Below are 554 nucleotides of genomic sequence, written 5' to 3'. Positions count from 1 at the left end.
TGCTGCGGCCCGGGGACCGGCTGGTGAAGAATCAGCCCCGCCTCGGCCTGAACGGCAACCACAACAAATGCCTGGAACTGGCGCGCGGCACGTGCGTGCAGTTCGTGCACGGCGACGACTGGCTGCTTCCGGGCGCCTTGGCGACGCTCGCTCCCTACTTCGACGACCCGACCGTCGGGCTGGCGTTCGCGCCCCGGCAGGTGGTGGGTGACGACGAGCGCTGGCAGCGCCGGTACGGCAAAATGCACACGCGCTTTCGCAACCTGCGGGAACGCAACGACGGCCCCTCGTTGGTGCGCCAGGTGGTGTTGCGCGGCGCGAAGGAGAACTGGGTGGGGGAGCCGACCTGCGTGATGTTTCGGCGCCGGCTGGCGCTGGAGGCGGGCGGCCTGCGGAACGACATCTATCAGCTCGTCGACGTGGATTTCTGGTGGCGTCTGATGCTGCGATCGACGGTCTGCTTCGTGCCCCGGGAGTTGTCGGTGCGAACCCACACCGCGACCAACGAATCGATGCACATCGTCAAAGCGGGGGGCAATTGGCTCGACCAGCTA

At 67.3% G+C, this 554-nt stretch carries 1 protein-coding gene; it reads left to right on the top strand.

Translation table 11 applies throughout. The features are described 5' to 3' along the window. Nucleotides 1-554, top strand: a 554-nt coding sequence (locus tag A5673_RS13775; protein WP_156748192.1) for a glycosyltransferase, incomplete at both ends; no start/stop codon positions are given.

Origin of the sequence: Mycobacterium sp. E3198, from assembly GCF_001667015.1 — a bacterium.
GTDB lineage: Bacteria > Actinomycetota > Actinomycetes > Mycobacteriales > Mycobacteriaceae > Mycobacterium.
This window is presented reverse-complemented; position numbering and strand designations above follow the sequence as displayed.